Genomic DNA, 8,214 nt, shown 5'->3' on the forward strand with positions numbered 1-8,214 from the left:
AGTGACCTGTTTGAGCGAGAATTACTCGTCTTCCAGTTCGATGTTGATACCCAGCGAACGAATCTCTTTCAACAGTACGTTGAAGGATTCTGGCATGCCCGGTTCCATCTGATGGTTGCCGTCCACGATGTTCTTATACATCTTGGTACGACCGTTCACGTCATCAGACTTAACGGTGAGCATTTCCTGCAGGGTGTATGCCGCGCCGTATGCTTCCAGCGCCCACACTTCCATCTCCCCGAAGCGCTGACCACCGAACTGTGCCTTACCACCCAGCGGCTGCTGAGTAACCAGGCTATAAGAACCGGTAGAACGAGCGTGCATCTTGTCGTCGACCAGGTGGTTCAGTTTCAGCATGTACATGTAACCTACGGTTACCGGACGCTCGAACTGTTCACCGGTACGGCCGTCAAACAGCGTAATCTGACCAGACGTTGGCAGACCACCCAGTTGCAGCAGCTCTTTAATTTCAGCTTCTTTCGCACCATCGAAGACCGGCGTTGCGATTGGCATACCTTTTTTCAGGTTCTCAGCCAGACGCAGCACTTCTTCATCGCTGAAGGTATTCAGGTCGACTTTCTGACGCACGTCAGTACCCAGATCGTAGGCACGCTGGATGAATTCGCGCAGTTTCGCGACTTCTTCCTGCTGCTTCAGCATGGCGTTAATCTTGTCGCCGATACCTTTCGCAGCCATACCCAGGTGGGTTTCCAGGATCTGACCGATGTTCATACGAGACGGTACGCCCAGTGGGTTCAGTACGATATCTACCGGCGTACCGTTAGCATCGTGCGGCATATCTTCGATCGGGTTGATCTTAGAGATAACACCCTTGTTACCGTGACGACCTGCCATCTTATCACCAGGCTGGATCTGACGTTTAACGGCCAGATACACCTTAACAATCTTCAGCACGCCTGGTGCCAGATCGTCGCCCTGAGTGATTTTGCGGCGTTTCGCTTCGAGTTTTTTCTCGAACTCGTGTTTCAGTTCGTCATACTGCTCAGCCAGCTGTTCCAGCTGATTTTGTTTCTCTTCGTCGGTCAGGCCCAGTTCCAGCCAGCGATCGCGTGGCAGTTTGTCGAGCTTCTCAGCTTCAACGCCACCGGCAACCAGCACCGCATAGATACGGCTGAACAGACCCGCTTCGAGGATCTGCAGTTCTTCAGACAGGTCTTTCTTAGCCTGTTTGAGCTGCATCTCTTCGATTTCCAGCGCACGCTTATCTTTCTCAACGCCGTCACGGGTGAAGACCTGAACGTCGATAACCGTACCGGAAACACCGTTTGGTACGCGCAGAGAAGAATCTTTAACGTCAGACGCTTTCTCACCGAAGATTGCACGCAGCAGTTTCTCTTCTGGCGTCAGCTGGGTTTCACCTTTCGGCGTAACCTTACCAACCAGAATGTCGCCGCCGGTCACTTCCGCACCGATGTAAACGATACCGGATTCATCCAGTTTGGAGAGCGCAGCTTCACCCACGTTAGGGATGTCAGCGGTGATCTCTTCTGGCCCCAGCTTGGTGTCACGGGACACACATGCCAGTTCCTGAATATGGATGGTGGTGAAACGATCTTCCTGAACCACACGCTCGGAGACGAGGATGGAGTCTTCGAAGTTGTAACCGTTCCACGGCATGAACGCTACGCGCATGTTCTGACCGAGCGCCAGTTCACCGAGGTCGGTGGACGGACCGTCTGCCAGCACGTCGCCGCGCTCAACTGGCTCACCCAGAGATACGCAAGGCATCTGGTTGATACAGGTGTTCTGGTTAGAACGGGTGTATTTGGTCAGGTTATAAATGTCGATACCAGCTTCGCCCGGATACATCTCGTCTTCGTTAACTTTGATAACGATACGGGATGCATCGACGTACTGAACAGTACCGCCACGTTTAGCAACTGCAGTAACACCGGAGTCAACGGCAACAGCACGTTCCATACCGGTACCAACCAGCGGCTTATCAGCGCGCAGAGTTGGAACGGCCTGACGTTGCATGTTCGCACCCATCAATGCACGGTTGGCGTCATCGTGTTCCAGGAACGGGATCAGGGACGCACCGACGGATACCACCTGCTGGGTGGATACGTCCATGTAGTCAACCTGGTCGCGGCTGAACAGACTTGATTCGCCTTTGCTACGGCAGGTAACCAGATCTTCTACAAAGTGGCCTTCGTCATCCAGGTTGGAGTTCGCCTGAGCGATAACGTAGTTGCCTTCTTCGATAGCAGACAGGTAGTGAATTTCGTCGGTTACAACACCGTCAGTCACTTTACGGTACGGGGTCTCGAGGAAACCGTATTCGTTAGTCTGTGCGTACACGGACAGGGAGTTGATCAGACCGATGTTTGGACCTTCAGGCGTTTCGATTGGACATACGCGACCGTAGTGCGTCGGGTGTACGTCTCGAACTTCAAAGCCTGCACGTTCACGGGTCAGACCGCCTGGGCCGAGTGCAGAGATACGACGTTTGTGCGTAATCTCAGACAGCGGGTTGTTCTGGTCCATGAACTGAGACAGCTGGCTTGAACCGAAGAACTCTTTCACTGCTGCAGAAATCGGCTTGGCGTTGATCATATCCTGAGGCATCAGGGTATCCAGATCGCCCAGAGACAGACGCTCTTTCACCGCACGCTCTACACGTACCAGGCCAACGCGGAATTGGTTTTCCGCCATTTCGCCTACGGAACGGATACGACGGTTGCCGAGGTGGTCGATATCGTCCACTTCGCCTTTACCGTTACGGATATCGATGAGCTTCTTCATCACTTCGATGATGTCGTCTTTGCTCAGGATACCAGAACCTTCAATTTCGTCGCGCAGCAGAGAACGGTTGAACTTCATACGACCAACCGCGGACAGATCGTAGCGGTCTTCGGAGAAGAACAGGTTCTCGAACAGGCTTTCCGCCGCTTCGCGAGTTGGTGGCTCACCAGGACGCATCATGCGGTAGATTTCTACCAGCGCGCTCAGACGATCGGTAGTTGGGTCGACGCGAATAGTCTCAGAGATATACGCGCCGTGGTCCAGATCGTTGGTGAACAGCGTTTCGATACGTTTGTGGCCAGACTGGCTCAGCTTAGCCAGCAGATCCAGGCTCAGCTCCATGTTCGCTGGGCAGATCAGCTCACCCGTTGATTCATCAACGTAATCTTTCGCGGCTACTTTTCCTGCAATGTACTCAACCGGAACTTCGATGAGTTTGATATCATCTTTTTCCAGCTGGCGGATGTGGCGCGCGGTGATACGGCGACCTTTTTCCACATACACTTTGCCGTCGGCTTCGATGTCGAACGACGCGGTCTCACCACGCAGACGTTCCGGCACCAGCTCCATCTGCAGCTTGTTGTCGCGGATTTCAAAGATCACTTTCTCAAAGAACAGGTCCAGGATCTGTTCAGTGGTGTATTGCAGCGCACGCAGAATGATGGTTGCAGGCAGCTTACGACGACGGTCGATACGGACAAACAGGTTGTCTTTCGGATCGAACTCGAAGTCCAGCCATGAACCACGGTAAGGAATGATGCGTGCGTTATACAGTACTTTACCGGAAGAGTGTGTTTTACCTTTATCGCTGTCGAAGAAGACGCCCGGGCTACGGTGCAGCTGGGAAACGATAACACGCTCAGTACCGTTGATAACGAAAGTACCGTTGTCTGTCATGAGTGGAATTTCACCCATGTAGACTTCTTGTTCTTTAATGTCTTTTACGGTGCCTTCCGGCGCTTCGCGCTCGTAGATCACCAGACGCAGTTTTACGCGCAGCGGTGCGGAATAGGTCACGCCACGGATCTGACATTCCTGAACGTCAAACACCGGTTCGCCAAGGCGGTAGCTGACGTACTGCAGCTCGGAGTTACCGCTGTAGCTCTGAATCGGGAACACGGAGCGGAAGGCTGCTTCCAGACCGTACTGCCCTTCAGGATCTTGCTCGATAAACTTCTGGAACGAGTCAAGCTGGATAGAAAGGAGATATGGAATGTCCAGAACTTGTGGACGTTTACCAAAATCCTTACGAATACGTTTTTTCTCGGTATAGGAGTAAACCATAGGGTTCCTCAGCTCGCTGACAAGTCGACCCATCTGTCCGACGAAGGGACAGTTTGTGCAACACTATTTTGTGGACCGGAAAATTGAATACTTTCCGCAATACCTGTTGCTATCACGCTTAAATCATTTCGTCGCGATTTACACAGAGCGAGCACCCTGTCGCAATATATTAAGTCGTCGATAGAAACATGCATTGTCAGGACAATCAGCAGTCAAACAGTGTGAAATGCTACTGATGCCTTACAGCGCAAAAAGGCTGGTGACTAAAAAGTCACCAGCCATCAGCCTAATTACTTAGGCTGCAACCAGAAAAGTTGGCTTATTTAACTTCAACTTCAGCGCCAGCTTCTTCCAGAGATTTTTTCAGTGCTTCTGCGTCGTCTTTGCTCACGCCTTCTTTCAGCGCAGCTGGAGCAGATTCTACCAGGTCTTTAGCTTCTTTCAGACCCAGGCCAGTTGCGCCACGTACTGCTTTGATAACAGCAACTTTGTTAGCGCCAGCAGCTTTCAGAATTACGTCGAATTCAGTTTTTTCTTCAGCAGCTTCAGCCGGGCCCGCAGCTACAGCTACAGCAGCAGCAGCAGAAACACCGAATTTTTCTTCCATTGCAGAAATCAGTTCTACAACGTCCATTACGGACATAGCTGCAACTGCTTCAATGATTTGATCTTTAGTGATAGACATTTAAATTGTTCCTGAAAATCAGAATAAGTTTATACGTAAGCGAATGCTTTATAAAGATAACTGCGATTAAGCAGCTTCTTTCGCATCGCGAACAGCAGCCAGAGTGCGAACCAGTTTGCCAGCCGAAGCTTCTTTCATGGTTGCCATCAGGCGTGCAATTGCTTCTTCGTAGGTCGGCAGGGTTGCCAGGCGATCGATTTGCGATGCCGGGATCAACTCACCTTCAAAGGCTGCAGCTTTGACCTCAAATTTTGCATTCGCTTTCGCGAACTCTTTGAACAGACGAGCAGCAGCGCCCGGGTGTTCCATAGAGTATGCAATCAGGGTCGGACCAACAAACGTGTCTTTCAGGCACTCGAACTGAGTACCTTCAACTACGCGACGCAGCAGGGTGTTACGAACAACACGCATGTATACGCCAGCTTCACGACCTGCTTTACGCAGTTCAGTCATTTTGTCTACAGTAACGCCACGGGAATCCGCAACTACTGCAGACAGCGCGCCTTTGGCTACTTCGCTGACTTCAGCAACAATCGCTTGTTTGTCTTGAAGATTTAAAGCCATTAGCTTTGCTCCTGGATGTTTGCCGGAACTCATGTTCCGGAACTCACTTCACTCTTCCAAACGGAAAGAGCGTCTTAATACGGTGAGCAGAAACAAGCCAGAGTATCCAAAAATAATCTTAGCGTTCTGTCACCGTCTACGCAGGGGATTAAGTCTCTTGCGAAACACCTGCGGTCTTCGACGGAGGCCTGGATTAGGCCAGGCTCCAACGAACAAATCTTTTAGCCGCTAACTTTCGTTAGCAAACGTGGGGGTAAGATTGTAGACAAAATCACCGCCCACGTAAAGGCATTAGTTTGCAGCAGCGCTCAGGCCAGCCTGGTCAACTGCAACACCTGCACCCATGGTGGTGGAGATGCTAACTTTCTTGATGTACACGCCTTTCGCCTGAGTTGGTTTTGCTTTTTTCAGCGCAACCAGCAGAGCTTCCAGGTTTTCTTTCAGTTTGTCAGCGTCAAAGTCCACTTTACCGATGGTGGTGTGGATGATGCCGTTTTTGTCGTTACGATAACGAACCTGACCTGCTTTAGCGTTCTTAACCGCTTCAGCAACGTTAGGAGTTACAGTACCCACTTTCGGGTTAGGCATCAGGCCGCGTGGACCCAGAACCTGGCCCAGCTGGCCAACAACGCGCATTGCATCTGGAGAAGCAATAACAACGTCAAAGTTCATTTCGCCTTTCTTGATCTGATCAGCCAGATCTTCCATACCTACCAGTTCAGCGCCGGCAGCTTTAGCAGCTTCAGCGTTTGCACCCTGAGCAAATACAGCTACGCGAACGGAACGGCCAGTACCGTGTGGCAGTACAGTTGCGCCACGAACGTTCTGATCGGATTTACGCGCGTCGATGCCGAGGTTAACGGCAACGTCAACGCTTTCAACGAACTTAGCAGTTGCCAGTTCTTTCAGCAGAGCGATAGCTTCGTTGATGTCGTACTGTTTGGTCGCATCAACTTTGTCACGGATCACGGACATGCGCTTGGTCAGTTTAGCCATTTCTTAGTCCTCCACTACCAGGCCCATGGAACGTGCAGTACCTTCGATTGAGCGAGTCATCGCTTCAATGTCGGCACCAGTCATGTCGGCAGCTTTGGTCTGCGCGATTTCCTGCAGCTGAGCGCGGGAAATTTTACCCACTTTGTCTTTGTTCGGTTTACCGGAACCAGACTTGATACCAGCCGCTTTCTTCAGCAGAACAGCTGCTGGAGGGGTTTTGGTAACGAAAGTGAAAGAACGGTCAGCGTAAACAGTGATTACGACTGGGATTGGCAGACCTTTTTCCAGGGATTCGGTTTTGGCGTTGAACGCTTTACAGAATTCCATGATGTTCACACCCTGCTGACCCAGAGCTGGACCAACTGGTGGACTTGGGTTCGCCATACCAGCTGCAACCTGCAGCTTGACGTAGGCTTGTACTTTCTTAGCCATTCTAAAATCCTCTGATTGGGTGATAGCGCCTCAGGGAGGCTCCCCGTGAATAAAATTCGTTTTACGGGCCGGGCCCATAAAAACAAAAGGCGCGAAATTGTATTCCAATCTCGCGCCCTGTGCAACGATTAAATCGCCGCTTTTTTGATCGCTGCTTAGGCTTTTTCGACCTGCGCAAAGTCCAGTTCTACCGGGGTCGCACGACCAAAGATAGAAACGGAAACTTTCAGGCGGGACTTCTCGTAGTCCACTTCTTCAACCACACCATTAAAGTCAGCAAACGGACCGTCGCTAACACGAACCATTTCACCCGGCTCAAACAGCGTTTTCGGACGCGGTTTATCACCCACCTGCTGCAGGCGGTTCATAATCGCATCAACTTCTTTGTCGCTGATTGGCGCCGGACGGTCAGACGTGCCGCCGATAAAGCCCATCACGCGCGGTACGCTGCGCACCAGGTGCCAGCTCGCGTCGTTCATCACCATCTGAACCAGCACGTAACCCGGGAAGAATTTACGCTCGCTTTTGCGACGTTGGCCGCCACGGATCTCAACCACTTCTTCGGTCGGAACCATAACTTCGCCAAATAACTCTTCCATGTTGTGTAATTTGATATGCTCACGCAGCGACGTTGCTACGCGGCCTTCAAAACCGGAAAACGCCTGAACGACGTACCAACGCTTTTTAGGGGCTTCAGACATCTTAGAACCTCAGGCCAGTAATAAAGGAAACCAGGCGAACCAGAATACCATCCAGTCCCCACAGGATCAGTGACATTACCGCAGTCACTGCAGCCACGATCAGCGTGGTGTGCAATGTTTCCTGGCGAGTCGGCCAAATGACCTTGCGGACTTCGGTACGTGCTTCGCGAGCGAAAGCAACGGTTGCTTTACCCTTAGTCGTCAACAGCGCGACACCGCCCGCTGCAGCAATCAGAATCACCACTGCCAGCGCGCGGAGCGGCAGCATCATGTCACGATAAAGATAGTTGCCAACGATTGCCACAATCAGCAGCACGGCAACAGCGACCCACTTCATCGCTTCCAGGCCGCGCCCGCTCCCTTGAGCTTCGGTATTCGCACTCATAAACCAACCTGTCAGAAGAATTCTACAAATAATTTCACCCCGCGATTGCGAGGCGAGCCAAATCGAAACGCTAATCCCTTTATGGATTATACGCTCTCTGCAGAGCCTGTCTCAGCAATGATTATGACAAAAATAATCACTGATGAGCCAGGTTCTGATGTGAAAGCGTGCAAAAAGGGCATCAAATGATGCCCTTTTCATGCGCATTGCGTCAAATGTTATCAGCGATTAGCCGAGAACTTTAGCAACCACGCCCGCGCCAACGGTACGGCCACCTTCACGGATTGCGAAACGCAGACCGTCGTCCATCGCGATTGGGTGGATCAGAGTCACAACCATCTTGATGTTGTCGCCTGGCATTACCATCTCAACGCCTTCTGGCAGTTCGATGGTACCGGTCA

The 8,214-nt window shown here is 51.6% G+C and carries 7 protein-coding genes and 1 pseudogene; all 8 read right to left on the reverse strand.

Annotated features, from left to right (window positions below; genetic code table 11):
• Nucleotides 1-21: 21 nt before the first annotated feature.
• Complete coding sequence (gene rpoB, locus P346_RS00055) at nucleotides 22-4,050, reverse strand: DNA-directed RNA polymerase subunit beta (RefSeq protein ID WP_023334099.1); 4,029 nt, start codon at nucleotides 4,048-4,050, stop codon at nucleotides 22-24.
• A 319-nt stretch (nucleotides 4,051-4,369) separates the two neighbouring features.
• Complete coding sequence (gene rplL, locus P346_RS00050; RefSeq protein ID WP_006176746.1) at nucleotides 4,370-4,735, reverse strand: 50S ribosomal protein L7/L12; 366 nt, start codon at nucleotides 4,733-4,735, stop codon at nucleotides 4,370-4,372.
• Between the two features lie 66 nt (nucleotides 4,736-4,801).
• On the reverse strand, nucleotides 4,802-5,299 hold the full coding sequence (gene rplJ / locus P346_RS00045; RefSeq protein WP_001207203.1) for a 50S ribosomal protein L10: 498 nt from the start codon (nucleotides 5,297-5,299) through the stop codon (nucleotides 4,802-4,804).
• Nucleotides 5,300-5,590: 291 nt separating this feature from the next.
• A complete protein-coding gene (gene rplA, locus P346_RS00040; RefSeq protein ID WP_006810530.1) occupies nucleotides 5,591-6,295 on the reverse strand; it encodes a 50S ribosomal protein L1 in 705 nt (234 codons plus the stop codon).
• 3 nt (nucleotides 6,296-6,298) lie between these two features.
• On the reverse strand, nucleotides 6,299-6,727 hold the full coding sequence (gene rplK / locus P346_RS00035) for a 50S ribosomal protein L11 (protein ID WP_008503452.1): 429 nt from the start codon (nucleotides 6,725-6,727) through the stop codon (nucleotides 6,299-6,301).
• Between the two features lie 155 nt (nucleotides 6,728-6,882).
• Entirely contained in the window at nucleotides 6,883-7,428 is a 546-nt protein-coding gene (nusG, locus tag P346_RS00030; protein ID WP_002438628.1) for a transcription termination/antitermination protein NusG, read from the reverse strand.
• Nucleotide 7,429: 1 nt separating this feature from the next.
• Nucleotides 7,430-7,813 (reverse strand): preprotein translocase subunit SecE, encoded by a 384-nt coding sequence (secE, locus tag P346_RS00025; protein WP_014068449.1) that lies wholly within the window; start codon nucleotides 7,811-7,813, stop codon nucleotides 7,430-7,432.
• 228 nt (nucleotides 7,814-8,041) lie between these two features.
• Nucleotides 8,042-8,214: pseudogene (tuf, locus tag P346_RS22890) on the reverse strand (elongation factor Tu); the annotation flags it as partial.

This window comes from Enterobacter sp. DC1, assembly GCF_000568075.1.
Taxonomy (GTDB): domain Bacteria; phylum Pseudomonadota; class Gammaproteobacteria; order Enterobacterales; family Enterobacteriaceae; genus Enterobacter; species Enterobacter asburiae.

What these genes read in the sequence shown, in the direction of transcription:
- rpoB (WP_023334099.1), bottom strand. Translation starts at nt 4,050, where the DNA reads ATGGTTTACTCCTATACCGAGAAAAAACGTATTCGTAAGGATTTTGGT.
- rplL (WP_006176746.1), bottom strand. Translation starts at nt 4,735, where the DNA reads ATGTCTATCACTAAAGATCAAATCATTGAAGCAGTTGCAGCTATGTCC.
- rplJ (WP_001207203.1), bottom strand. Translation starts at nt 5,299, where the DNA reads ATGGCTTTAAATCTTCAAGACAAACAAGCGATTGTTGCTGAAGTCAGC.
- rplA (WP_006810530.1), bottom strand. Translation starts at nt 6,295, where the DNA reads ATGGCTAAACTGACCAAGCGCATGTCCGTGATCCGTGACAAAGTTGAT.
- rplK (WP_008503452.1), bottom strand. Translation starts at nt 6,727, where the DNA reads ATGGCTAAGAAAGTACAAGCCTACGTCAAGCTGCAGGTTGCAGCTGGT.
- nusG (WP_002438628.1), bottom strand. Translation starts at nt 7,428, where the DNA reads ATGTCTGAAGCCCCTAAAAAGCGTTGGTACGTCGTTCAGGCGTTTTCC.
- secE (WP_014068449.1), bottom strand. Translation starts at nt 7,813, where the DNA reads ATGAGTGCGAATACCGAAGCTCAAGGGAGCGGGCGCGGCCTGGAAGCG.